General features: G+C 67.0%; 19 protein-coding genes and 2 pseudogenes. 11 read left to right on the top strand and 10 right to left on the bottom strand.

Annotation, left to right across the window (positions count from 1 at the left end; all coding sequences use genetic code 11):
- Nucleotides 1-78: 78 nt before the first annotated feature.
- Entirely contained in the window at nucleotides 79-303 is a 225-nt protein-coding gene (locus ACH492_RS06105) for a hypothetical protein (RefSeq protein WP_398983200.1), read from the bottom strand.
- Nucleotides 304-817: 514 nt separating this feature from the next.
- Here ACH492_RS06105 and ACH492_RS06100 point away from each other — a divergent pair.
- From ACH492_RS06100 to ACH492_RS06090, 3 genes and pseudogenes are all read left to right on the top strand, one after another.
- Nucleotides 818-1,240 carry a CBS domain-containing protein gene (locus ACH492_RS06100; protein WP_398983198.1) on the top strand — a complete coding sequence of 141 codons (423 nt, stop codon included), beginning with the start codon at nucleotides 818-820 and terminating at the stop codon, nucleotides 1,238-1,240.
- A gap of 655 nt (nucleotides 1,241-1,895) precedes the next feature.
- Complete coding sequence (locus ACH492_RS06095; RefSeq protein WP_398983195.1) at nucleotides 1,896-2,678, top strand: Fpg/Nei family DNA glycosylase; 783 nt, start codon at nucleotides 1,896-1,898, stop codon at nucleotides 2,676-2,678.
- 310 nt (nucleotides 2,679-2,988) lie between these two features.
- Nucleotides 2,989-3,796, top strand: a pseudogene (locus ACH492_RS06090) (IS5 family transposase).
- Between the two features lie 4 nt (nucleotides 3,797-3,800).
- On the opposite strand, the gene ACH492_RS06085 reads toward ACH492_RS06090, so the two are convergent.
- The gene (locus ACH492_RS06085) at nucleotides 3,801-4,400 is read right to left on the bottom strand and encodes a GNAT family N-acetyltransferase (RefSeq protein WP_398983193.1); all 600 of its coding nucleotides are present in this window, start codon (nucleotides 4,398-4,400) and stop codon (nucleotides 3,801-3,803) included.
- 329 nt (nucleotides 4,401-4,729) lie between these two features.
- Here ACH492_RS06085 and dnaK point away from each other — a divergent pair, with 329 nt between their 5' ends.
- Both dnaK and grpE read left to right on the top strand, forming a co-directional pair.
- A complete protein-coding gene (gene dnaK, locus ACH492_RS06080) occupies nucleotides 4,730-6,595 on the top strand; it encodes a molecular chaperone DnaK (RefSeq protein WP_398983191.1) in 1,866 nt (621 codons plus the stop codon).
- A gap of 3 nt (nucleotides 6,596-6,598) precedes the next feature.
- Entirely contained in the window at nucleotides 6,599-7,309 is a 711-nt protein-coding gene (gene grpE / locus ACH492_RS06075; RefSeq protein WP_398983189.1) for a nucleotide exchange factor GrpE, read from the top strand.
- A gap of 490 nt (nucleotides 7,310-7,799) precedes the next feature.
- Here grpE and ACH492_RS06070 read toward each other — a convergent pair whose 3' ends face one another.
- The 4 genes from ACH492_RS06070 to ACH492_RS06055 all read right to left on the bottom strand — a co-directional run bounded on the left by ACH492_RS06070 (nucleotide 7,800) and on the right by ACH492_RS06055 (nucleotide 12,251).
- Complete coding sequence (locus ACH492_RS06070; protein WP_398983187.1) at nucleotides 7,800-8,282, bottom strand: hypothetical protein; 483 nt, start codon at nucleotides 8,280-8,282, stop codon at nucleotides 7,800-7,802.
- A complete protein-coding gene (locus ACH492_RS06065) occupies nucleotides 8,279-10,711 on the bottom strand; it encodes a molybdopterin oxidoreductase family protein (protein ID WP_398983334.1) in 2,433 nt (810 codons plus the stop codon). Before ACH492_RS06065 ends, ACH492_RS06070 begins: the two co-directional genes overlap by 4 nt.
- Before the next feature lie 401 nt (nucleotides 10,712-11,112).
- A complete protein-coding gene (locus tag ACH492_RS06060) occupies nucleotides 11,113-11,340 on the bottom strand; it encodes a DUF5133 domain-containing protein (protein WP_398983185.1) in 228 nt (75 codons plus the stop codon).
- A 494-nt stretch (nucleotides 11,341-11,834) separates the two neighbouring features.
- The gene (locus tag ACH492_RS06055) at nucleotides 11,835-12,251 is read right to left on the bottom strand and encodes a CBS domain-containing protein (RefSeq protein WP_398983183.1); all 417 of its coding nucleotides are present in this window, start codon (nucleotides 12,249-12,251) and stop codon (nucleotides 11,835-11,837) included.
- Nucleotides 12,252-12,712: 461 nt separating this feature from the next.
- Here ACH492_RS06055 and ACH492_RS06050 point away from each other — a divergent pair, with 461 nt between their 5' ends.
- On the top strand, nucleotides 12,713-13,039 hold the full coding sequence (locus ACH492_RS06050; protein ID WP_398983181.1) for a plasmid stabilization protein: 327 nt from the start codon (nucleotides 12,713-12,715) through the stop codon (nucleotides 13,037-13,039).
- A gap of 605 nt (nucleotides 13,040-13,644) precedes the next feature.
- Here ACH492_RS06050 and ACH492_RS06045 read toward each other — a convergent pair.
- Nucleotides 13,645-14,028 carry a glycosyltransferase family 2 protein gene (locus ACH492_RS06045; protein WP_398983332.1) on the bottom strand — a complete coding sequence of 128 codons (384 nt, stop codon included), beginning with the start codon at nucleotides 14,026-14,028 and terminating at the stop codon, nucleotides 13,645-13,647.
- A 1,034-nt stretch (nucleotides 14,029-15,062) separates the two neighbouring features.
- Between ACH492_RS06045 and ACH492_RS06040 the strand changes: the two genes are divergently transcribed.
- From ACH492_RS06040 to ACH492_RS06030, 3 genes are all read left to right on the top strand, one after another.
- The gene (locus ACH492_RS06040; RefSeq protein ID WP_398983179.1) at nucleotides 15,063-15,593 is read left to right on the top strand and encodes a hypothetical protein; all 531 of its coding nucleotides are present in this window, start codon (nucleotides 15,063-15,065) and stop codon (nucleotides 15,591-15,593) included.
- Between the two features lie 618 nt (nucleotides 15,594-16,211).
- The gene (gene phoU / locus ACH492_RS06035) at nucleotides 16,212-16,886 is read left to right on the top strand and encodes a phosphate signaling complex protein PhoU (protein WP_398983177.1); all 675 of its coding nucleotides are present in this window, start codon (nucleotides 16,212-16,214) and stop codon (nucleotides 16,884-16,886) included.
- Between the two features lie 771 nt (nucleotides 16,887-17,657).
- Nucleotides 17,658-18,008, top strand: coding sequence for a PRC-barrel domain-containing protein (locus ACH492_RS06030; protein WP_398983175.1), 351 nt, complete (start codon nucleotides 17,658-17,660; stop codon nucleotides 18,006-18,008).
- Nucleotides 18,009-18,109: 101 nt separating this feature from the next.
- Here ACH492_RS06030 and ACH492_RS06025 read toward each other — a convergent pair whose 3' ends face one another.
- Nucleotides 18,110-18,526, bottom strand: a complete 417-nt coding sequence (locus tag ACH492_RS06025; protein WP_398983173.1) for a CBS domain-containing protein — start codon at nucleotides 18,524-18,526, stop codon at nucleotides 18,110-18,112.
- 481 nt (nucleotides 18,527-19,007) lie between these two features.
- Here ACH492_RS06025 and ACH492_RS06020 point away from each other — a divergent pair.
- Nucleotides 19,008-19,244: pseudogene (locus tag ACH492_RS06020) on the top strand (hemerythrin domain-containing protein); the annotation flags it as partial.
- 160 nt (nucleotides 19,245-19,404) lie between these two features.
- The gene (locus ACH492_RS06015; RefSeq protein WP_398983171.1) at nucleotides 19,405-19,926 is read left to right on the top strand and encodes a hypothetical protein; all 522 of its coding nucleotides are present in this window, start codon (nucleotides 19,405-19,407) and stop codon (nucleotides 19,924-19,926) included.
- Nucleotides 19,927-20,228: 302 nt separating this feature from the next.
- Here ACH492_RS06015 and ACH492_RS06010 read toward each other — a convergent pair whose 3' ends face one another.
- Nucleotides 20,229-21,182: an LLM class F420-dependent oxidoreductase gene (locus tag ACH492_RS06010; RefSeq protein WP_398983169.1), complete on the bottom strand. Its 954-nt coding sequence runs from the start codon at nucleotides 21,180-21,182 to the stop codon at nucleotides 20,229-20,231.
- 460 nt (nucleotides 21,183-21,642) lie between these two features.
- Nucleotides 21,643-23,382, bottom strand: a complete 1,740-nt coding sequence (locus ACH492_RS06005) for a SpoIIE family protein phosphatase (RefSeq protein WP_398983167.1) — start codon at nucleotides 23,380-23,382, stop codon at nucleotides 21,643-21,645.
- Nucleotides 23,383-24,012 lie beyond the last annotated feature (630 nt).

The following is a 24,012-nucleotide window of genomic DNA, read 5'->3' as shown; positions in this document are numbered from 1 at the left end:
GGTGCAGCAGCCCGAGGGTGATGAAGTAGGCCAGGCCGCCGAGGACGGTGACCAGACAGAGCACGAACAGAATTCTCATCAGCTTCCCTTGACCTGGCAGCGGTAGGGCTTGTCGGTGTTGGGCACGCATCCTGCGGCCACCACGCGCCAACCACCGGGGAACTGCGAGAGGAAGAGGGTGTCCCGCTCCAGCGTGACCATGGCCTGCCGTCCGTACACCTCCACCGCCCGCACCGCGCCCCCCGCCGGAAGCTGTTCCTCACCCAGGGCCGCGGCACACGGCTTCTGCCCGGAGTCCTCCACTTCGCTCCTCGTCTCCGGCGCAAGCAGTGCACACGCTGCGGCTTGGTCCCCGCCGTGTACCGCGCGCTCGAACACCGTTACCTGCCTGGAGGCAGAGTCACCGCGCACTCCTGGACCGCCGCATGCGCTGACCGTGCCCACGAGGACCGCCAGAGTCGCGGAACGAACCGCCCTGGCCGACAGTCGGCCACCGAAACGACGACGCGGTCGGCGACGGGCAGCTTCGGCGGCACAGCCATCGAAGTATCGGACCCACACGACGCACCAGCCCTCCGCAATCGACATCGATCCAGATTCCTATCCGTCTGGAATCCCCCGCTCACCCCTACTGCTCCGTCGGCGGCCTGTCGTCACCATCCCGGGGCGCGCGGATGAGGCGAGCGGATGCGGCTGACTGCCGCGGCGCCGTAGCGCCTGGCCGCTGCCGGGCCTACGGAGTCCCTGGGGGCAGCCCGACGGCCAAGGCCGGGACCCACCCCGGCGATCGACAACTTCGACGGATTGGGGGGTGCTGATGGCAACCGCACGGGAGATCATGACGCCCGGGACCGAGTGTATTGGGGCCGAGGACAGCGTGCTGGAAGCGGCCCGCACGATGACCGAGCTTGGCGTGGGCGGGCTGCCGATCTGCGGCACGGACAACAGCCTCAAGGACATGCTGACCAACCGCGACATCGGTGAAGGTCCTCGGTGCCGGCAAGGACCCGGCCAGACCAAGGCCGGCGAACTGGCCCAGGCGAAGTGGTCACCATCGGCGCGGACGACGACGCGAGCGAGATCCTGCGCACCGTGGCCTCGCACGAGGTGCGCCGCCTCCCGGTCATCCGACCACGATCTGGTCGGCATCGTCGCCCTCGCCGACCCTGCCGGAAATCCGCGTCGGCGACCTCCTGGGAACCCTCTCCACGGACTGACGACCCGACCGGTTCGCCCATGAAGTCGGGCTCACCCAGGCGCAGATCGCCGAGGCTGCCATGTGGTCAGCCCAGGCCTCCAGCTGCTTCCCAAGGGGTATCCCCCGCCTCTGACGGGTAGACCCGTTTTCCACCAGGAGCAGGTAGTCCGCAAGAGGACCACCTGCTCCGAAGCGGCTCGGCCCTGAGCGACTCCCGCCCTGGCAGCTGGGCGACGGCCCAGTCGTAAACGTCCGGGCCCTTGGCCCCTTTCCCGCAGGACAGGCGTTCCCATGGCTCGTCCGGGGCGGCCGGTCAGCAGCTGGTCGATGCGCCAGCTCCCGGCCGGTACTTGACCTGCTGGGACTTGGGCACCGCCAGGACGTAGCCGATCCCGGTTTCCTCCAGCGTGCGGCCGAAGCGCCCTTCCTGTCCGTAGGCGGCATCCGCGGTGACCCAGGCGATGGGCAGCGCGGAGGCCGTGCAGCGAATGCTGCCTCGCGAGGCCGGGCCGTCGGCCGTTCGGGCATCTGGGCGTGGGAGGGCATCGTGGTCACGCGGGCGAGGCCGGGAACAGGCGTTATCGCAGGGGCGACGCGTGCCGGGCGGGCCTGGGGATCGCCTGGTGGTGATCCATCCGCGGTGCAATCCTGGGCATACGGCCACAGCAGAGGGTGACGAAGATCGGCGGGTGATGGCATGCCCGAGCTGCCCGATGTCGAGGGGTTCCGGGAGGTCCTCGCCTCCTGTGCGCAGGGCAAGCGGATCAAGCGGGTATACGTGCATGACGCGGGCGTCCTGCACGGGGTGAGCGCGGCGCGGCTGAGCCGCGATCTGGAAGGCCACCGGTTCACCGCACCGGAGCGGCACGGCAAGTGGCTGCTCGCCCGCACCGACGGGCCCACGGTGTTGCTGCACTTCGGCATGACTGGAGAACTGGTCTGCCGCCGCGAGGCGGACCCGCCCGATCCGCACGACCGCGTCGTGTTCACCGTCGGTCGGGACCAGCTGCGCTACCGCGACCAGCGCAAGCTGCAAGGCCTCTGGCTTGCCGACGACGCCGACGTGGCGCGCATCCTGGACGACCAGGGCGTTGACGCGATGTCGGTGAAACGGCCCGAGTTCGACGAGCTGTTGTCCCGGCGGCGCAGCCGCATCAAGTCGGCCCTGACCAATCAAGCGGTGCTCGCCGGGCTCGGTAATCTGCTCGCCGACGAGATCCTGTGGCGCGCCCGCCTGCATCCGGCACGCCGAGCCGACCGGCTGACCGACGACGAGCGCCACCGGCTGCACACCGAGATGCGCCGCACCCTGCGCTCATCGGTGCGCGCCGGCCGCGTACCCACCCGGAAATCCTGGCTCACCGGCCGCCGCGACGACGCCGACCCGACCTGCCCGCGTTGCGACGGGCCGCTTAGCCGCACGCGGATCGGCGGGCGCGGCACTGTGTGGTGCCCCCGGTGCCAGCCGGACAGCCCATGAACCCAGGACGCCCGCGAGCCCGGTGCGCCTCACGCTCCTCGGCGTCGGAGCGATGAACTCGCCCCGCTTCGCCCCGGCCTGCTGCTCCGGTACGACCGGCACCGCGTCGCCTTCGACGGCGGCCCCGGCGCCGTCGGTGGTTCAACGTGTGGCGGATCCTTCGGCCCGTATGCCGGTCGTTCTCGTGAGTGCTCCACCGGCCGCTTCTGGCGCAGAGCCCTGTCTGTCTACGGCGGGGCCAACTGACCGTTTCAAAGTGAGATCGGTGTGTCGGCTGGCGATTGACGGGCGTCTGGGCAGGGTCTGCGGGGTGTCTGCTGATCTTGTTCCTGATGACCCGTGGGAGCGCATAGCCCCGTTGCTCCCTGCGCACCCAATGCGACGGCACCGCTATGCCTGCAGATTCCGGGTGCCGGATCGGGTCGCGCTGGCAGGCATCGTCTACGTGCTGCGCAAGGGCGTTGCCTGGCGCGATGTCCCAGCCCAGGTCGTGGGCTGCTCCGGAGTCACCAGCTGGCGCCGGCTGCGGGACTGGACCGAGGCCGGGGTCTGGCCCTGCCTGCACGAGGCGCTGCTGACCGAGCTGCGGGTCAAGTCCGCGCTGGACATGGACGATGCGGCGATCGATGGCTCCCACGTCAGGACACTGAAGGGGGGGCTCACGTCGGTCCCTCGCCGGTCGACCGCGGCCGCCCCGGATCCAAGCACCATGTGATCGTCGACCGCCACGGCACGCCGTTGGCCGTCTCGCTGACCGGCGGGAACCGTCACGACGTCACACAGTTGATCCCGCTGCTGGAGGCGATACCCCGCATCCGGGGCCTGCGCGGGCGCCCGCGCAACCGCCCAAGCGGCTCCTCGCCGACCGGGGCTACGACTACGACAAGTACCGCCGCCTGCTGTGGAAACGCGGCATCAAGCCCCTCATCGCCCGCCGCGGCGTTGCCCACGGCTTCGGTCTCGGCCACACCCGCTGGGTGGTCGAGCGGACCTCCGCCCGGCTCCACCAGTTCAAACGACTCCGCATCCGCTACGAACGCCGGGCCGACCTTCACCAGAGCCTTCTCGAACTCGCCTGCTCGATCATCTGCCTCCGACGACTCCGGAAGGCATTCTGAATGATCAGGAAGCGGACGGATGGTGCTCGAGGCGGGCCATGAGGGAGTTCTTCGTGTCGGGCCAGTCAGGGCCGGTGATGCTGTAGAGCGCGGAGTCACGGATCCAACCGTCGCGCATGACCATGTGCTGGCGCAGGACCCCCTCATGGGTGGCGCCGAGGCGGGTGATCGCGGCCCGCGAGGTGCTGTTTCGGACGTCGGTGAGAAACTCGACGCGGTTCATCCCAAGCGTCTCGAACGCATGGGTGAGCATCAGCAGCTTGGCCTCGGTGTTGACGGCCGTACGCTGCCAGGACCGGCCGAGGAAGGTGAAGCCAATCTCCAGCCTGCGATTCGGAAGGTTGACCGCCATGAACCGGGTCGATCCGGCGATGCGCCCCGTGGCCAGGTCGATGGTCGCGAACGCAAGCTGGCTGCCGACGGCATGAGCGGCGAGCGCGTCGTCGATGAATGCACCCACGTCGCGGGGATGGGGAACGAGCGTCACCTGCAGCTTCCACAACTTGCCGTCACGGACAGCCTCGCACAGGCCATCGTGGTGCCCGTGTGCGAGTGGTTCCAGTCGCACGTGTGTGCCCGCCAGCGCTACGGCTTCCAGCTCCATGCCCTACCCCCAGTGATCACCCCGCACTGGGACGCTACCGGCGCGGGCGGGCTGAGCACCGCGTCGACCAGTATGCGGGCACAATGCGTGGGCGAGCATGACCCAACCGGATCACGCCAGCTCGGAACGCTGCCGGTGGGCCGCTGAACCTTCCCGCGCAAGATCGCATCCGATGACTGAGCCAGCGGGTGCAGCCAGGCCGTAAAACCGGACCACACACTTTGCCGCTGAGACAACCAATATTTGACAGCGTGATCCTCAAGTTTTATGCAAGAAGCATCAGCACGTGCGTCCAAAAGCGCTGGTTACTTCCTGGAGGGAGTTCGGTGATGGCACGGGCAGTGGGTATTGATCTAGGGACGACCAACTCAGTGGTCTCCGTGCTGGAGGGCGGCGAGCCGACGGTCATCACCAACACCGAGGGCGCACGGACCACCCCGTCGGTGGTGGCCTTCGCCAAGCACGGGGAGGTGCTGGTCGGCGAGGTCGCCAAGCGCCAGGCCGTGACGAACGTGGAGCTCACAGCGCGATCGGTCAAGCGGCACATGGGCGAGACGCAGTGGCGCTTCCCTGACTCCGGCAGCGTCAACGGCAAGCAGTACACCGCGCAGGAGATCTCTGCGCGGGTGCTGCAGAAGCTCAAGCGCGACGCCGAAGCGTACCTGGGCGAGAAGGTCACCGACGCGGTGATCACCGTCCCGGCGTACTTCAACGACTCCCAGCGCACCGCGACCAAAGAAGCCGGGGAGATCGCGGGCCTCAAAGTCCTGCGTATCGTCAACGAGCCGACGGCCGCGGCACTCGCGTACGGCCTGGACAAGGAAAATGACCAGACCATCCTCGTCTTCGACCTCGGTGGCGGCACCTTCGACGTCTCGCTGCTGGAGATCGGCGAGGGCGTCGTGGAGGTCAAGGCCACGAATGGCGACACACACCTGGGTGGCGACGACTGGGACCAGCGGGTCGTCGACCACTTGGTCAAGCAGTTCAAGAACGGGTACGGCGTGGACCTGTCCAAGGACAAGATGGCCACCCAGCGGCTGCGGGAGGCAGCCGAGCGAGCCAAGATCGAGCTGTCCTCGTCCACCGAGACGACGATCAACCTCCCGTACATCACAGCCTCCGCCGAGGGCCCGCTGCACCTGGACGAGAAGCTCACCCGGGCTCAGTTCGAGCAGCTGACGACCGACCTGCTGGAGCGCTGCAAGGCCCCGTTCCACAACGCGATCAAGGACGCCGGGATCAAGGTGTCGGACATCGATCATGTGATCATGGTCGGTGGCTCGACGCGGATGCCAGCGGTGACCGAACTGGTCAAGGGGCTGACCGGCAAGGACCCGCACAAAGGTGTGAACCCCGACGAGGTCGTCGCCATCGGCGCCGCCCTCCAGGCCGGTGTCCTCAAGGGTGAGGTCAAGGACGTCCTGCTCCTCGACGTGACCCCGCTGTCCCTCGGTATCGAGACCAAGGGCGGCATCATGACCAAGCTCATCGAGCGCAACACCACGATCCCGACCAAGCGTTCCGAGATCTTCACGACGGCCGAGGACAACCAGCCGTCCGTGCAGATCCAGGTCTACCAGGGCGAGCGTGAGATCGCGGCGTACAACAAGAAGCTCGGGATGTTCGAGCTGACCGGTCTGCCGCCGGCCCCCCGCGGGGTCCCGCAGATCGAGGTCGCCTTCGACATCGACGCCAACGGCATCATGCACGTGACGGCGAAGGACCTGGGCACGGGCAAGGAGCAGAAGATGACCGTCACCGGCGGCTCCTCGCTCCCGAAGAACGACATCGATCGGATGGTCCGCGAAGCCGAACAACATGCCGAGGACGACCGTCGGCGCCGCGAGGCCGCCGAGACCCGCAACCAGGGCGAGCAGCTCGTCTACCAGACGGAGAAGTTCCTCAAGGACAACGAGGACAAGGTCCCGGGCGAGGTGAAGACCGAGGTCGAGATCGCCGTCGGCGAGCTGAAGGAGAAGCTCAAGGGCGAGGACACGGCCGAGATCCGCACGGCGACCGAGAAGCTCGCCGCGGTCAGCCAGAAGCTCGGCCAGGCCATGTACGCCCAGGCCGCGCCCGACGGTGCCGCCGCTGCCGGAGCCGACGCCCCGGCCGGCGAGCAGGCCAAGGCTGAGGAAGATGTCGTCGACGCGGAGATCGTCGACGACGAGCCGAAGGGAGGGGCCGGATAAGCCATGTCAAGGAAGCCGCCCCCAGGCAACCAGGGGGAGCGCCCGTGGCTGATCGTCCACGACCGACGCAGGATCGACCCGGTCACCCTCCAGCTGCGGCGCGGCTCCGAAGAGGAGACGCAATCCAGCCCGGCTGAGCAGAACAGTCCTGAGGCCAACCCCGCAGTGCACTGCGGCGCCGGCGCTCCCCCTGCTCAGGTCCAGCAGTCGCGGGACAGAGTCGCTGAGCTGACCGCGGACCTGCAACGGATCAAGGCCGAATACGACAACTACCGCAAGCGGATCCAGCGGGATCGCCTGGCGGTACGTGAGATAGCCGTGGCCAACGTACTCACCGGCCTGCTGCCGGTCCTCGACGCCATCGAACAGGCACGGGAACACGGCGAGGTGTCCGGCGGTCAGACGGCCATCGTCGACATGCTCGAAAGTCACCTGGCGGCACTGGGCCTGCAGCCGGTCGGCAAACCGGGCGAGCCATTCAACCCGCTGGTCCACGAAGCGCTCACCTACATCCAAGTAAAGAATGCCATTGAGCCCATCTGCACTGCGGTACTACGGCGCGGTTACCGCGTCGGCGACCAACTCCTGCGCCCCGCCCAGGTATCCGTGTCCGGACAGCCCGCCGCCCCCGCGCCCGGACACGGGCAGACGTCCACGAATCCACCCACGTCCCCGGCGTTATCGAGTGGCGCTACGGATCGCCGCAGGACCTGAGGCGATACGGCGAACAGTAGCCTCGTCGGCAAATTCGAGAGCGCGCACGGTGCAGACATGATGCGGGGGCGTCCCGATCAGGCAGGGAGTTGGGAGGCGTCGGCCTTCGCCTTCCGAGGCAGAGGTCGGAGCTCCGCCGCATCTCAAGCATGGAAGCGGAGTCTGTCTTCGGGGGTGTGCCACCTGATCTCCTGCGCCGGCGTGCGAGGCGCCGCAAAACGCGTGCCTCCTGTTGACAGGAACCGCTGGCCAACAGGGACAGAGTGCTGTCGCACCTGGGTACGCCGTGGCGCCACACCAAAGGGCTGATTGCCCCGACCGACGCCTCTCTGGTACTTCGACATTCCCGGTGAGCTGCCGTACACGGCTGCAGAAGAACCGCTGGCAGTCCATGAACAGGGCGTCCACACCCTCGGCGACCAAATGGCAGCCACCACTTGCGACCAGCGCACTGCGCGGTTCCCGCTCAGCGAGTCCCCAAGTTCGCACATCACGTTGTAAGGATCTGCGGACTCGATTCCTTCAGTTTGCCGTCGGCCCATTGGATGAGGCGTTCGGTTTCCTGCTGGCACCGCTGTGCAAGTCCCAACAACGCGGCGTCCCTGGCGGCCTGCGCGGCCTGGGACACCGTCTCCCAGTCCAGCCGTACGCCCGTGGCGTCCGTACAGAGGTGCCTCAGGTCGTGCAGCAGCTGAAGCTCGGCCTCGTTCGGCCGAGCAGCGCTTCGGCCGTCCTCGTCCTGGAGGCGCCCGACCATGGAGAAGTCACTCTGTGGCTCGGGGTCGAGGTCGAGGCCGTAGCGGTCACCGGCCTCGGCCAGTGCTCCGACGTGGGCGCAGCACCATTGTGCAAGGTCGCGGCCGACGTGGTGGATCTCGTGGTCGGCCCGGTGGCGCTGTGCCAAAGCCAGGAGGTGCTGCGCGAGCTGGTTCTCGTGGTGGTGGAGGTCGCGCAGGACCAGGCTGAGCTTCATCGGGGATCTTCCTTGCTCTCGTATGCCTGCGGGGCCAAGTCGCCGCGGGTCGGCGCCACGTCCGTGGCGACCGGGGCCGCTGCAGCCGTGGTCGGGGCAGGCGAGGGCCCTTCCCGGTGCTCGAGCAGCCGGATGCGTGCCTTGGCCGTTTTGAACAGTGGCTGCTTGGAGGCCGGATCCCAGTCGGTGAGGCTGAGTTCGTTTGCGGCGCGATCGGCCGTGCCGCCTTCTTTCCGGTCCCAGTAGCCGTAGTGGAACGGCAGGAACACCACTCCTGGCCGGATAGCCGTGATCCGCGCCCGGGCGTGCACGCTTCCGCGGGGCGTGGCGACTTCGAGGAGGTCGCCCTCGCCCACGTCGTGTGCCGCGGCATCCGTCGGCGATATCTCAACCCATACATCCGGTGCCGCGCGCTGGAGTTGCGGGACGCGACCGGTCTTGGTGCGTGTATGGAAGTGGTAGAGGGTGCGACCGGTGATCAAGTACAGGGGGTGGTCCGCGTCGGGCTGCTCGTGCGGCGGAAGATAGCTGGCGGCCTTGATCACCGCTTTGCCGTGCGGATTGAGAGCACGGTACTGAGTCTCTTCCGCTGGTGCGCCAGTGATCAGGTCGCGGCCGTAGCTCTCGCAGTATTCGGGATGACTGTAGAACTGACCTTGTACGTAGAGACGTTCGACGCCACCGGGGTTCTCCGCGTTGCACGGCCACTGGATTCCACCGCGTTCACGCAGCAACTCATAGGTCAGGCCCGTGTAGTCGCATGGCCGCCCCCGGCTGCACTCCTTCCATGCCTCGAAGCAGCCTTCGGCGTCACGCCATTTGACCAATGGCGCACCGTCTTTGTCCCTGAGACCCAGGCGGTCCGCGTAGTCGAGAAAGATGTCCAGGTCTGAGCGCGCCCTGCCAGGTGGGGCAACGGCTTTCTCGGAGAGGTGCACCGTGCGGTCCGCGTTGGTGAAGGTACCGGTCTTCTCCCCCCAGCCGGCGGCAGGCAGCACGACGTCCGCCAGCTTCGCGGTCTCAGTGAGGAAGAGGTCCTGGACCACGAGGAACAGGCCGTCGTCACTCAGCAGATTGCGGATACGGCTGAGTTCGGGCAGGGATACGGCGGGGTTGGTCCCTGACACCCAGAGAAACCTGATGGAGCCCTGTTCGACGTACCGCATCATCTGCATGGCGTGGGTCGGCGGGCCATAGTGGGGTATCTGCTCGGGCTCGACGTTCCAGACGCGGGCAAGTTCACGCACGTGGGCCTCGTTCGCCCAATTGCGGAAGCCCGGAAGGTCGCCGTCGGCTCCGCATTCGCGTGTGTTTTCCGCGGTGGGCTGGCCGTTCATCTGCAGAACGCCGCAGCCGGGTCGTCCGAGCATGCCGCGGATCAGATGAAGGTTGTTGACTTGCACAGCGGCGGCGGTGGCCTGGTGGGACTGGTAGAAACCCTGCAGTACCGTGGAAAGCAGCCGCCGGGCTCCGCCGAGCAGGATGGCGGCGTCCCGGATCTTGGCAGCGGGGACGTCGCAGAGGGCGGCTGCTCGCTCTGGTGGGTAATCGCGGACGAGCTCGGCGAGTGCGTCGAAGCCGACCGTACAGCGATCGCAGAATTCGTGGTCGATTCGGTCGGCGGCGATGATCTCGTGAAGCAGGCTGTTCATGAGGGCGACGTTCGTACCCGGCAGCGGGGCCAGGTGGACGTCGGCCGCCTTCGCCACCGGGGTGGGGCGGGGGTCCACGCAGATCAGTGCGGGAGGGTCAGCTCCTGCGCGCCGGTCGAGAATGCGGCTCCACAGCACTGTCTGCGCCTCGGCCGCGTTGTGCCCGAACAGCGCGATGACATCGGCATGGTCAACGTCCGTGTACGAACCGGGCTGTCCGTCGCAACCAAAGGATTCCTTGAGGGCGGCTGCCGCTGTGGCGGTGCACAGTCGCGTGTTTCCGTCCAGGTGGTTGGTGCCGAGCCCGCCACGGGCCACGAGTGCCAGGGTGTAGTACTCCTCCAGGAAGAGCTGTCCAGTCGTGTAGAAGCCGATAGCCGACGGCCCCCGGGACCCCAGAAGCTCCTGCGTACGCCGCACGACTCGGTCCATGGCGGTGTCCCAGTCGCTTTCCACCAGCTCCCTATTGTCCCGGACAAGAGGACGGGAGAGCCGGTCGGGGGACGCATTGGCCTGCCAGCCGAACAGATCCGTCGGGCCGAGCCGGCCCCGGTTGACTCTGTCGCCGGGGCGACCACGGACGCCGACGATACGGCCTTCCCGTACCGCGATGTCCAGGGCGTCGCCGTTGGAATGCAGAACCGAAGCCGAAGGCACCCACCGCTCCACCTGCTCCGCCGATGTGCCCCGGGACAAGAACGAGTCGACGCGTACCGGCCAGAGCTCGTCGGGACCGTAAGGGGTGCGGCTGCCCCAAGGCTCGGCTATCCGATCCATGCGGTTACTCACTGCTGCCTCCCGTGCTCTTCGAAGCTTTCCGATTCCCCTTCTGGCCCTCCGAATCTCTTGGCCGGGTTCCCCGAATGCAGCCCCTTACCACAACGCGGGACGGGCTGGATGAGAAACGGCGCTGCCCCCTCCAAACCGGTCCGGCATGTGCCGGAGACAGCCGGGTGTGACGGAGGCGTGCTGTGCGCGTCATCATTGGGCGAGGCTCTGGACGCGGTGGGAGCCTGACCCGTTCATGATGGCAACCGACCACGTGCCCATGAAGCTGTACGCGGAGGCTCAGAAGCACAACCTCCAGGGCCGCTCTTCGATGAACAAGGCCCGGCGACAACCCGGAGGTGGTCCGTGCTCGAGACGGCGTCCGCCTGCGGGTGGCCAGGCCGGTCTCTTCAGGGGGTCAGCAATGAATCGTCTTCAGGCCGGGCACCCGGCAGCTGGTGGCGGGCGGCGACCAGGGCGGCGTCGATATCACGGGTCCCGGTGGAGACACACAGGGTGTAGACGACATCGTCCATCCGCTGCCGCACTTCGGAGGAACCCTGCTCGGCATGCAAGATGCGCAGTGCCTTGTACTGTTCGATCAGATTCCCCAATACTGCGGGGTGAGCCATCAGCACGGCCTCTCCTTTCACCACACAAGGCACAAGGGCGCCTTGGTGCTCCTCCGGTTACCCGAGGCGCCCCACTCCATGCCGCCGAGTTGATGCGACGTTGCGCACCGTGAGACCACCGATGCGCCCGCGTGCGGTGCTTGCGCAGGCGAGCCGCGGAACGGATGGAGGCTGCGCACCACCTGCGTAAAGGTGCGGTGCCAGCTAGGGGAACGGCGCGCATCGATGCAGACAGGCGACGAACCCGCCGACGTCGGCGCAGGGCATGTCGTCAGTCGAATCGCTCGGAGCGGCTACCACCCCGTCGATGGTGACAAGCCCGGCTCGAGGGTTCCAGCCGCGGCCGACGCTGTAGACCAGGGTCGTTGACGCCAGCCCACGTCTCAGGAATGCCTTTCATCAGGGGCGCCCTTGGAGCGGTAGGGCCAGCGGCGCTGAAAGGGAAAGGGCCCCGGTCGCGGGGAGGCGGCACCGGAGCCCTGCAGAGTGGGGGATGTGAGTCAGTCGCTGGAAAGGGCCTCCAGCAGGTCACCGACCTTGGCATCTGGCAGGGCGCGGGCGACGTCGGCCTGGGCGACCATGCCGACCAGTTCGTGGCCGTCGATGACCGGCAGGCGGCGGACCTTGTGCCGGGTCATGGTGCGCAGGATCTCGTCGGCGTCGTCGTCGGCGCCGATCGTCACTGCCTCGCCCTGGGCGAGCTCACCGGCCTTGACCGTTGAGGAGTCCTTGCCGGCGCCGAGGACCTTCACCACGATGTCGCGGTCGGTCAGCATGCCCTTGAGCCTGTTGTCGGTGCCGCAGATGGGCAGCGCACCGACGCCGAGCTGCTTCATCTTGCGTGCCGCTTCCAGGACGCTCTCTTCCGCGCCAATGCATTCAGCGCCGCCCGTCATGATCTCTCGTGCCGTCGTCATGGATCGCTCCCTCTCCTCCGGATCGTGCCAGCCTGCAGGGAAACTCCCCCACGAACGCTGGCGGCGGTGACGGGGCACGTGTTCCCACAACGCAGATCACCTAACAGAACCCACCAACGTGATTTGTATGGGCCTCGAGAAAGACAGAGCGACCTCATCCAGCGGTGCGAGCGCCTTGTCCCGTCCGCCCTACGAGCATGTGGGAGTCGGGTCCGGACAGGCCAGGAACGAATGGAGTGTGCAGGATGCCGGATGCTCAGCCGGTGCCGCCACCGGCACTCCACCAGCGGGCGCGGTCGTTGCGGAGCCCGTCACCCGGTTGGTTCACCCGCTGCGCGTGCATCGGGTTTCAAGCCGTGGAATGGGGGCTGTGGCCCCGATAGAAAGCACGGTTGTGGGCAGGTGATGAGTGCGGCCGAGCGCACTCGGCCTGCGAAGGAAGTTGATTCAAGGAGGGTGTCATGCCTGCAGGTTCCAGCCCGAAGCGGGAGCGCCAGTACGAACACATCAAGGAAGGCGCCGAGAAGCGCGGTGCCTCCACCGGGCGGGCGAAGGAGATCGCTGCACGGACCGTCAACAAGGAGCGCGCGCGCTCCGGCGAGTCGGAGAGCGCCAGCAAGACCTCCACCCGGGACAGGAAGTCTGCTTCGCAGCGTGGCGGCGAGCGTTCCCACAGCGGCGCGCAGGGCCCCACAAAGGACCAGCTGTACGAGGAGGCAAAGAAGAAGAACGTCGAAGGACGCTCCTCGATGAACAAGCAGGAGCTGCGCCAAGCCCTCGGGCGCTGAGAGCAACCCACCAAGGCGGGTACACGGACGGTACGGGGCACTCGGGGCAGTGTGGCTGACGCTGCCCCCCTGCCGACGCGTCGGCCTGCCTTGGAGAGAAGCGGCCAGTAGCCGCGGCTGCCCGACAGTCCCCGGCCTCGAGCCGTCGATAGCTATGGAGGGTCTTCGACCACCTCCTCCGGTGAACCGGTTGAGGTGACAGACCGCCCATCCGAGCTCGTCGAAGAGCAGCTCCTGATCACGAACCACCCAGGCCTTGCTGCCGCGATCCCACTCCCGCTCACTGTGCCGGGTCTGCGCGACCCCTGCCCGATCCTGAGGAGGGAGATAGAAGGGCACGCGGTGCAACACGCCGTCGCGGGTGGGACCCCAGCTCGGGTTCGGGCGTCCGCCGCGCTGGGTCGTCCTGGTCCGCGTGGCATCGACGCGCGTCCTGGTATCCCGATCCTTGCAGCACTCCCATGATGGGCCCTTGGAATTTTCAAAGACCCCCATCACCTACGGGCGGGTCCTCAGACCTGTGCTCGTAATAGCTCAACGGTGCCCTTCCGCGGCCCAGGTCCTGGAGCACTGGATGCCTGTCACGGAGTCAGCCGCATCATTTGTCACTCATACGGGGCGAGTCCGCCTTGACCCACGTGTCGGTCGCCCCGTCGTGACGGACGAGGCCACGCCGGGCGAACTCCTGTAGCCATCCCTGCATCGGCCAGACGTTCCACGGCCGCCGGTACAGGGGGCCGTTGCGCAGAATGCCGGTGGTAGGCGGGAGCAGCGCCGAGCCACCGCACGTGCGCCCCGGCTCGGGTCGCAAGGCGCACGAAGTCGGTGTCCTCGCCACCGTAGCCGATGCGCTCCTCGCAGAATCCTCCGATCCGCTCCCACGTCCTGCCTGTCACGGCGAACGAGAGTGACCAGAAGAGGTCGGGGTTGTCGGCGACCAGTTCCTGGCCCGGCACGGGATCGGGGCAGGCTGGATGTGGCCTGACCATGGCGGGCAGATTCCGCCGGTAGCCATCGGGAGGCGATGGGGGGAGGTAGCTGACGGTTCCGCACAGCAAAACGCCGTCGCGCGCGGCCGATGCATAGCGTGCCACGGTGGTGGCTCCGGGCACGCAGTCCACATCGAGGAAGATCAGCACGTCGGCCCCTGCGGCGAGTGCGCGCCCGGCTTCCGCGTTGCGCGCGGCTCAACCAGCAGCGCTCCGCAGCACTATGGCGCCGACAACCGGGGGCTCCTTCGGGAGCAGCAGCCTCGACCCGCCGGAACAACAAAGCGGAGAAGGTGGACACTTCCACTGCGGAATTTGACGCCATGCTCGCCGAGTTCGAGAAGTCTGTCAGCGACCACGCGGAACACGAGGAGAAGGAGGAATTTCCCGCCGAGCTCCGAGAGTGCCCGAGGACAAGCGGGCGGACATGGGCGGGAGGCTGCGGACTCTCGAGAAGATTGCGCCCACCCACCCCCACCCGGCTGCAGCTGGATCCCCAGCGGCGCAATGGGCTGTGGGGCCTTTCGCATCCATTGTCGACCGGACGAAGGACGCACTGAAATCCGCAACTCCTGGCAGGCTGACTGAGCCCGTATCCAGTGTGAGGCAGCCACGGGGTGGCTGACCGCCGGGGGCATACGGTGAATCCTCTGCTTGTCGCCCGAGCACAGGGCCTGTTCAAGCTGGTGAGCAGCGTGGCTCTTGCTGCACCTTCGCGGCCCACCGACGTACCAAGTGTCCTGCCTGGACCGAGCTCACACGCACACCTTTTCGTAGGTTCCCCGGCCTGTCGGAATGCCGATGAGTAGCCCACTCCCCTGCAGAATGCCCCTGCTGACTCAGCGATGAATACAGGGTAGGCCCGCTGCGCGCTCTCGAGCGGGCGGTCACCACCGCGGCAACTGGCATCCGCGACCGTGCACCCATGCCACAAGTCCATATGAGGCCACCGTCGTGCTGAGGTTCGGATGGGGCGAGCTGGGCACTCGCAACGAACACGAACTTCACCCCAGAGCCCGACTAGGAGGTCGATCATGAGCGGTCCCGCCCCGGCGTCGCGCATAGTCGCGATCTACCTCAATGATCACTTGGCCGGTGCCACCGCCGGCGTCGAGCTCGCCCGGCGCATGGTGCAGGAGCACGGCCGTTCCGCCTATCGCGGCGATCTGGAAACCCTCGCTGCGGAGATCTCGCGGGATCGGCGGGCTTTGCTGGAGCTCATGGCCTCCCTCGACATTGCAGTGCGTCGCTACAAGATCTGTGCGGCGTGGCTGAGCGAGAGGCTGGGGCGACTGAAGCCCAATGGCCGTGTGGTCCGCCGCTCCCCACTCAGCATGCTCGTCGAGGTGGAGGCCCTGCGGGTCGGGGTCGAGGGCAAGGTGCTCCTATGGCGCACTCTCCTCGCCTCAGCAGCATGGGACCAGCGTCTAGACACTGTACGAATCCAGGAACTCTTGGACGGAGCGCGGCAGCAGTCCGAAGTCCTCGATTCACTGCACGGCGAAGCCGTATCGGCACTTCTGTCAACCCAGACCAGCGAACGGACGACGGAGGCCGATACATGAGCATTCGGCTGCCGGAAGAATGCCTCCTTCGGCGGCGCCCGGCCTCGATCGCGGGAGTCCGGTGACGCGTTCCTGGCCACATGCCTGGCGGCTGTCATCAGGAGCAATGACACGGATAGTCGTGTCCCCGGTCGCCGGAGCAGCGTCAGGACCGGAGAACATGGCGCTGACGCGTGATGTGGATTGCCAGATCATGGACTCCCATCCGCGGCGCCGGGTCGACCCGGCGGGCATCGGCGCGAGTGGGGGGCGGTGTCACCGTCGGCCGCGTGCTCCGGTGGGCGGTCCGACGGGTGAGGCGGCGGCTCATCGACGCCGGACTCGACCGCCCGCCGAGGTCCGGACTCCACGGCCTCACGGCAGCAAACCGAGATGTGAAGGGTCTCGGCGACCCGCCCGTAGTGATGGCATCGCCCAGCCGGAGCCGTACGCGCTTCTCTGTTTCTTCCTGTTTCTCCGGGAGGCGTTCTGAGGGCGTTCGCTAGATCAACATCGAGGGGTTTTGACGCCACTTGGGCAGCAGTCTGCCGGGGTTGGAAGGCCGTGAAGGCTGCGCGAAGTGTGCGCGTCTGGCATCCGGTGGAGACTGGCTGAGGCGGGACTGGAAGGTGAGGACGTATGCGGGCGGCTTATCACGAGGAGCTGGCGTCGATCAGAGACGGCCTGGTGGAAATGGCACACCTGGCCGGTTCTGCCATGGGCCGGGCCACCAGCGCTCTGCTGGATGTGGATCTGCAGCTCGCGGAGAGTGTGATCTCGGCCGATGTCAAGGTCGATGCTCTGCAGCGGGATCTCGAGCACCGGTCGATCACGTTGCTGGCGCGGCAGCAGCCGGTCGCCACGGATCTGCGCATCCTGGTCACCTCGCTGCGTATGAGCGCGGATCTGGAGCGCTGTGGTGATCTGGCTCTGCACGTGGCCAAGCTGGCTCGGCTTCGCCATCCCGAAGGTGCGGTGCCACACGATCTGCGTCGCACCATTTTGGAGATGGGCCAGCTTGCGCAGCGTCTGATGGCACAGGCCGCCGAGGTACTCACCACCCAGGACGTCGACGCTGCGCTGCAGTTGGAGAAGGACGACGACCGTATGGACCAGCTGCACCGCATGATCTTTCAGCACCTGATGGACGACCGTTGGCAGCATGGGGTGGAAACGGCCGTGGACGTGGCGTTGGTCGGCCGGTATTACGAGCGTTTCGCCGACCATGCCGTCTCGGTGGCCCGCCGCCTGGTCTACCTGGTCACGGGCGAGTACGCGGACGCACCGGCCAGGGTTCCGCCCGCCTCTGCATGATCACGCCGCGCCCCCGGCGGATCTCCTTTTCAGCACTGGCAACAGTTCCGGCGCCCTACTCGCAGGCGTGACAGGCATGGGCAGCAGCGCGCCGGCCTGTACACGGTCATCTGCTTGGAGATCAGCTGCACTCTCACATATCCCCAGCTCAGAGGCCTGGAGCAGAGATATTTGCCGCCGAGGCGCGCCGCTCACGAAGCTGCAGCGAATTCGGCGGGCGCTGGTGATGGCGGACGTGATCTTACCCAGGCTGGACTGACAACGACGATGACAAATACCCAGTCAGGCGAGCTGCTTGTTTCGTCCGTCTGACTTTGCCATGGGCTTCGCCCGGGTACTCGATCTCAAGTCCTCGGAGTGGGGAACCATCATCTACTCCTGGCGGGGCACGCAACTTTGGAGAGGGTCCGTGCCGGACGGGCGGCACGGGCCCTCTCACACCGGTGGTGACGTCATGAAGCCCCGAGGCCAGGGCCTCACCTAGGTGTGCGACGGGAACGAGGCCCTGTCCTGGATGTACGCCGAGGAGCTGAACAAGTACGTCTGCGAGTTCCCCGGCGACTCAGTTCAACCCGTGGGCCACACGTCGCGTGCACACATGTGGGGCAGGGCGGGCACACTATCCGACCTGGTGAAACGCGAGATGCGCCGTCCGTGCCACACACCAGATCTTCCCGGCGGGATGGCCGAGTGGCTGATCCGGTGCTGCGGACGTACGTTCGGCGACGAGCGGCGGATTCTCCTATCTGTCACGCACCGAGAGGCACAGCTGTGAGCGAAGACATCTGGGGCTATCAACCGGCCGCGGGATACCAGAAGGGGATCGACCTCATCGGTTACAGGGTCGAAGCCACCGACGGCCACATCGGCAAGATCGACAAGCATTCCGAAGACGTCGGGTCCTCCTACCTCGTGGTCGACACCGGGGTGTGGATCTTCGGCAAGCACGTACTGCTGCCCGCCGGGATCATCGAGCGCATCGACACGGCCGCAGAAACCGTCTACGTCAACCGGACCAAAGACCAGATCAAAGACGCTCCCGAATTCGACGAGGGCAAGCACGCCGGCGAGCCCACCTACCTGGAGCAGTTCAGCCGCTACTACGGCCAGCCGCACATGTAGCAGGAGCGAATCCCGGTGCAAGGGACTCCATCCGCAAGAGGAGTCCCGAGCACCGCGTCACTACCGGGGCGCCTCGCCCGCCCCTCGCACACACGGGCCGATCAGTCGGTGGACAACGCCTGGAGGAGATCACCGACCTTCGGGTCCGGTAGGGCACGGGCGACGTCGGCCTGGGCGACCATGCCGACCAGAATGTGCCCGTCGATGACGGGCAGACGCCGGACCTTGTGCTCACTCATGGTGCGCAGGATCTCCTCGGCATCATCATCGGCCCCGATGGTGACCGCCTTGCCCTGGGCGAGGTCACCGGCCTTCACCTCGGCCGGATCCTTGCCCACCCCGAGAACCTTCACCACAATGTCGCGGTCGGTGAGCATGCCCTTGAGCCTCTCGTCCGTGCCGCAGATCGGCAGCGCACCCACCCCCAGCTCGGTCATCTTCTTCGCGGCCTCGAGCACCGTCTCCTGGGCGCCGATGCACTCGGCGCCCGCCGTCATGATCTCTCGCGCGGTCGTCATCCGGCAGCACTCCTTCTTCCTCACCTACAGGTCCTGGCCACGCCGCTGAAGCGGAGAAGCCCTGGGCACCCCATGGGTGCCCCGCACCAGCGCCCGCTAACGGCATCGGCCAGTCGTCCACCCGGCGGCGCTCACTCGACTGGGCGGTAGGTGATTGAGAACTTGGCCGCCGATCTTCAATACCCTGGGGGCTTCCACGCGCGGATCTCCGGGTGCACGATGACTGCGTCAGGATCGAGATGGCCGGTGGCGAGCCATGTGTGTCTGCGGCGGCGACGTCTCCGCCGGCTGCGTCGACCAAGGCTTTGAACTGGAGGCCGTCGAAGCCCTCTTCGCCTGAGCCGGGACCGCCGACGTTGCGGCCGTAGGAGCGTTCCTCGGTGCTGTCGGGCCTCCTGGCGACATTGCGCCGCACGCCGGGGGAGCGGGCCAGACGGCCGGCATCGTGCCTGCGGTGTGGCGCGCGCCACCGACCAGAAAAGACGTCAACGCTCACGTCCGTGATGAAGAGGGTCAGCTGTTCCCGCGGTTGTGCCAGGCATGTACGCCGGACGCGCTGGACGACCTGGGCGACAAGATCCGCCGGGCCAAGGCCATGGCCCCCACCAGACCACATCCTTCCGCCCTCGACACACCGCCCGCCAACAAGCTGCTCGCACCGGGAGCAGGGCTCGTAGACCGCGTGCGGGACTTCGTCACCGGCCGTGGCAAGTCCTGACCCAGGTATCGCTTGGCGGTGAGACTCCAAAACCGGCTCCTGTGACGCAGCTCCTTGTCGCCGACCAGGGCCAGCCGCGTACGCTGACGCGCCATGCGCGACAGCGCGGCCGGCTCGCACACACGGACAGACGCCGGGCGCGCGTGAAGGAACGGTTCACATGCCCAGTGATCTCTCGCCAGTCATAGCCGCCGCCACCCGTTGGCTGCTGAACGCCTTCCCGGCAGCAGCCGGCGCCATGAACTACGCCCTGGCCGAAGCCCAGGCGCGACAGGCGACCACTGTCGCCGCCGCGCTGCGCTACCCCACGACGCTCGACGTCGAATTGCTGAAGATCCTCGGCCCGGGAGGATCTGGACGGCTGGACGCACTCACCGGGGCCGACCAACACCGGATCGCAGAGACGCAAGAAGCCTGGCGCACCTGGGTCGACGAGACCGTCGTCAGCTGGGCGGCGAACCTGCTCGCCGATGCCGACCTCGCTACCAGAGCGGAAGCCGCCCTTTCAGCGACCGAACACGGCGCCGACTTCGCGGGGGATGTCCGTCGGTTGGCCATCCCCACCCCACGCGATCACGACGCTGCGCCCCTGCTGCGCCACCCGGACCTCCTCGCACCAGTCGGCGGGGTGCACCGCACCTCCCTGCTCACCCTGCTCGAGTCTGAAACGGCCGGGGCGTGACCGGGAAACCGGACCGGGCCCCGGCTCTCCGCCGGCCATTCACAGACTCGTCAGGATCTGTGGGGACAGATTCTTGATCATGGTGTTGGTCCAGCGCATCTGCCGCAGGCTCTGGGCGTGACATGCGGAGGCGAGCTCGAGAAGCTCAGCGTCCTTCGCCGCCTGCGCGGCCCTGCGCGGCCTGGGCCAGGCTGCGAGCCGACCCGAGCCCTTGGGTGAACGAGCTGCCAGTCAGATCTGACAGGGGGCGGCGGAGCCACGTTTCGGCCGGACAGATCACCACAAAACAGGCTCCGCTGTCCTCAGGCACCGAGCCGGGGCAGGACTTCATTACCGTAAAATTCGAAGAAGCCGCGCTGCTCCTTCCCGATCTGGCCGATATATACGGTGTCGAATTCCGCCTCCACATACTTGGTCAGGGCGGCGACGTGTACCTCGACGTCATTACCGCACGGCACCGCGGCCTGCACGTGTTGGCGAGTGACCAGTTGCGATGCCTGCTCGAAGTGACGTGGGGTGGGGAGGATCTGGAGCAGTTCACCGGGCAGTTGCTCATTGGCCCACAGACGGTGCGCGGTACGGAGAGCTTCCTCGCCGTCGGTCCCCCAGCAGACCTTCAGCCCGCCGTAGACCGGTTTGCCGCCACCACTGCCCCGGAAGCGCTCCAGCAGGGTCCTGTCCGGGGCCATGGTGATGAGACCGTCACCGATACGTCCGGCGAGATCCGCGGCCTGGGGGCCAAAGGCCGAAACATCGATCGGAACCGGCTCGTCCGGCACGGTGTACAGGCGGGCGTTCTCCACCGAGTAATGGCGCCCTCGATGGCTCACCTGCTCCCCGGTGAACAGAAGGCGCATGAGGTGAACGGCTTCCTCCAGCATCTCCAGCCGGACAGATGCCTCCGGCCACCTGTCGCCGAGAATGTGCTCGTTCAGCGCCTCACCTGTGCCAACACCCAGGCGGAACCCGCCCGCGAGCTGTACGGCGCTCGTGGCTGCGGCCTGGGCAACCACCGCCGGATGGAGCCGCACGAGAGGACATGTGACAGCCGTCTCCACGGGAAGGGACACAGCCTGGGACAAGGCCCCAATCACTGACCACACGAAGGGACTCTCCCCCTGGTTGTCGTTCCAGGGGTGATAGTGGTCCGAAATCCAAAGAGAGGTGAATCCGGCTTGCTCGGCCATCCTGGCCTGCTCTACCAGTTCTGCCGGAGTGTGCTCCTCACAGGACAGGAAATAGCCGAACTGTGGCATGGGCCCTCCTCTGGCCGCGCGCTGGGTGGTCCCGCTGAAGACGGACCATGTACCTGAGGCAGAGATGTCTGCAATGAAGATCGGCTTTCACCCGACATTCCGGAACTCGACACGCCGGTGCACCGGGTGCACCTGGTCGCGGTCGGCTGCGGTGTAGCCGGTTGCCTCGCTGGTGTGACCCGAGACGTTGAGCTGTCACAGCGTGGTGGGGAACCTGTCCCAGACACGATGGTGGGCAGCGAGTGCGACGATCTGCTCGAGCAGGGCCTCCCCGTCGTCGCCGTTAGGACGCCGGGCGCGTCCGCGGGAATACCGCCGTCCGTCGGCCCTCATAGAGGCGTTCTCCGCTGGCACTGCCAGGTTGCCGGGCGAGAGATCCTGCCGAGCTCTCCCGGTCCCACGGGCGTCTCGACCTGATGGGAGAGAAGACGGCGACCCGGTACTCCCCCGACAGGTCACCTCAGCCTGCGGGGGCGGAGGCCGGCGTACGAAGAGCCAGGAAGGCGACGTCGTCGTCGTTGTCGTCCGGGCGGGCTTGCGTCAGCAGGGAGTCGCTGAAGGAGTCCAGCGGACGGCGGGCGAGGGACGCGGCGTGCCTGCGGAGCTTGTCCATGCCGTCGTCGAGGGTATGGCGGCGGGATTCGATGAGTCCGTCGGTGTAGAGGACGAGGGTGGACCGGGGCGGCAGCGCGAGGACGGCATCCGTTCGGGGACTCGGGGCCCCCGTGCCGAGGAGCATGCCGTGCCCGCCCTTCAGGAATTGCGTCTGGCCGTCGTGAGTGACCAGCAGCGGGGGCGGGTGACCTGCATTGGTCCACTGCAGCTGCCACGATCCGTCGTCACCCATGGTCAGCCGAGCCAGGACCATGGTGGCTATCGGCTCCTGGGCGATGTGCATGACAGCTTGATCGAGGTGTGAGACTGCGATTGAAGGCGAGTCGGGATGCGTCCAGACGAAGGCGCGCAGCATGTTGCGGATCTGCGCCATGCCTCCTGCGGCATCGAGGTCGTGGCCCGCGACGTCGCCGATCGCCAGTGCGGTCGCGCCGTCGGTCAGCGAGAAGGCGTCGTACCAGTCGCCGCCGACCTGGGAGGCATGCGGAGCAGGCACGTACCGGGCTGTCATCTCCAGCCCCGGCACCGTGGGCATCTGGGGCAGCAAGTGCCGCTGCATGGTCTCGGCGACCTTGCGCTGCTGCTGGTAGAGGCGTGCGTTGTCCAGTGCCAGGCCCGCCCGCCGGGTGAGGTCCTCCAGGAGCGGCAGATCGGAGACGGTGAAGGGCTCGGGCCGGTTCGAGCGGCCCAGGGTCAATGCGCCGAGGACCTCGCGCAGGCCACGGATCGGGGCGATGGCGGCCGAGTGCATGCCCGTCTCCGTGAAGAGCCGCTGCTGCTCGATGGCGATTCCGGAGTCGGGGGGCCCGTGATACGTGGACGGGCTGGCGATGGTCGAGGCGGCACCGCGCAAGGCCCGCGACAGTGGCATCGGCGATTCTTGCGGCACTGGGGGCATAGGGCCCTGCAAGTCCGCACGCTCGACCAGAAGGCCATGCTCATAATGCATGACCAGCGCACGCCTGACTTCGTCGACCTCGGTGATCAGGTCGACGACCGCCCAGTCCGCAAGCCGGGGCACGGTCAGTGCAGCCAAGCGGTGGAGGGCCTCGTCCACATCCAGGCTGGAAGTGAGTTGTGTGGTGGTTTCTGCGAGCAGGGCGAGTCGATCGAGTTCCGTCAACCTCGTGGATGCCTCGGCCTCGGCCTGGCGGGCTTCCACCGGTTTCTGTGGCTGGTAGAACAGGGCCAGGGCGCCCGGCGTTCCGGAGTCGAGATCATAGGGCGTGATCAGCCAGGACAGGCCGAGCACAGTGCCGTCCCCGCCGATGAACCAGTCCAGGTCGCAGTGCTTGGTGCTGTGCGTGAGGAGGGCCATCCTCAGTCCGCAGCGGGTGCGGGGCAGGAGGTGCCCGTGACTGTCACGGTGCAACAGATCGTGAGCGTCCTGTCCCACGAGCTCGTCCGCTGGTCTCTGGAACAACTTCTCGGCTCGCCCATTGACCGCGACGATGATCCCCTTGTCATCCACCGCAAGGGCTGCTGCCGTGATGTCTTCGAATATCGCGCTCGGCAGTCCCACAGCGGCCCCAGCCCGGCACTCCCGAAGCGGGACTCCTCCGTCATCCGGTGCAGCGGTGGCCATGCCCCCTCCTCGCTCTGGCTCTCTCTATGGTTTACCACCGCACCACCAACACACGCAGCCCCACTGCGTGGGGGGTGGAGGCCGAACGCGTGGCTGCCGAAGGGATGCGTCTTTGCCCAGATACAGCCAGAACGTGGTCGATCAACTGGATGGCGGTCTTCTGGTCGTTGCGCGGGTAGGCGCGCAGGACCCGGAGCCGGGGTGCAGTCGTCGATGGCGGTGTACTGGTAGTAACGCTTCTTGCGGCCCGTCTGGCCGAGGGGCTCGATGAACTTGACGTCGACCTGCAGCTGATGGCCGGGACGCTGCTTCTCGTACCGCTTCCAGCGGGTGGAGCGCCGCTTGTAGCGCTGGGAGGCCGGCAGCTGGTTGAGACCCACCTTCTTCAGGATCCGCCAGACGCCGGACGAGCTGACCTTGACATCGTGATACCGCTCCAAGTACATCGCGATCTTGGCCGGCCCGAAGTGATACTGCTGCCGCAGCCACGGTCCGGTACGGGGCGGCCTCCCCATTGCCGTACGCAAGCTTGGGACCTCCTTCCCCGGCGGGGCGGGGCGCAGGACTGGGGCCGTCACCGCAGCCCTCTTGGCATGCTCAGTGACTGTGCTCGGGTCGGCCTCCGTAGCG

It is taken from the genome of Streptomyces sp. NPDC019443, from assembly GCF_044389785.1.
Taxonomy (GTDB): Bacteria; Actinomycetota; Actinomycetes; order Streptomycetales; family Streptomycetaceae; genus Streptomyces.
This window is presented reverse-complemented; position numbering and strand designations above follow the sequence as displayed.